Origin of the sequence: Microbacterium sp. K35 (assembly GCF_004794375.1) — a bacterium.
GTDB lineage: Bacteria > Actinomycetota > Actinomycetes > Actinomycetales > Microbacteriaceae > Microbacterium > Microbacterium sufflavum.
In genome coordinates, this window is the sequence record NZ_SSDM01000200.1 from 1 (window position 1) to 442 (window position 442).

1 protein-coding gene is annotated in these 442 nt (G+C 77.6%); it reads right to left on the bottom strand.

Annotated elements, in window-relative coordinates:
* Nucleotides 1-95: 95 nt before the first annotated feature.
* The coding region (locus tag DW299_RS07605; RefSeq protein WP_168443093.1) for a zinc-binding dehydrogenase at nt 96-442 on the bottom strand (347 nt) is incomplete at its 5' end.

Consider the following 442-nt stretch of genomic DNA (forward strand, 5'->3'; position numbering starts at 1 on the left):
TGGAACGCGAGCGTCGACGCCGCGGTGCGCCTGCTCGCGTTCCACGCCGAGGGCCTGCACCCCGCGGGGCCCCGCCGCGGGTCGGGCGGCGAGGACTAGCGGCCCGGCACGAGGCCGATGCGCAGCGGGGCTCCGGGGGCCGCCGCTTCGGTGAGGGCCGCGTCGATGTCGAGCAGCGAGCGCACGGCGCCGACCGCGTCCGCGAAGGGGTAGGCGCGGCCGCGACCGGCGAGGAACGCGACCGCGTCGGCGAGGTCCTGCGACGTGTAGTTGTGCACCCCGGTCACGGTGACCAGGCGCCGCACCACGGCCTCGGCATCCACGGGCACCGGCTCGGCGGGGAACACGCTGCCGACCAGCACGACCGTGCCACCCACCGCGACCCCGGCCAGTGCCTCCGCGACCGCGTGCCCCGACGCCTCGATCACGACGTCGGGGCACG